Annotated in this window: 1 protein-coding gene; it reads left to right on the top strand. The window is 46.6% G+C overall.

Annotation, left to right across the window (positions count from 1 at the left end):
• A partial coding sequence (locus B3W37_RS07030; RefSeq protein WP_483175186.1) for a hypothetical protein occupies positions 1-311 on the top strand: 311 nt, incomplete at both ends.

Genomic DNA, 311 nt, shown 5'->3' with positions numbered 1-311 from the left:
TTCTTAGAGGGCTTTCTCTCTGCATTCAATTTTCCGAAGGCTACATTTGCCCGTTTGAAAGCCGGGACGAAGAGCGGCGTTAATCAAGGGGTGCATATTCAGGGCAAAGGCAATATCTGCTTCTTGGCTACGAATGCCGCGAACCTGAACTCGGAATTCAATATTTTGAAGAAGAACGACCTCTCCAAAATCAAAGATGCCTTCATCATCATCGTCAACGAGACCGACCTACTCGCCTATGAACGGGATTCCGGCGATATGTTGGAAACGAGTAAAAGCGAACTCTACCGCTACATCGAGTTCTTTTTCTC

This window comes from Syntrophomonas sp. UBA5494 (genome assembly GCF_002426325.1).
Note: the sequence above shows the minus strand (reverse complement) of the source record. Positions and strands in the feature narration are given on the sequence as shown.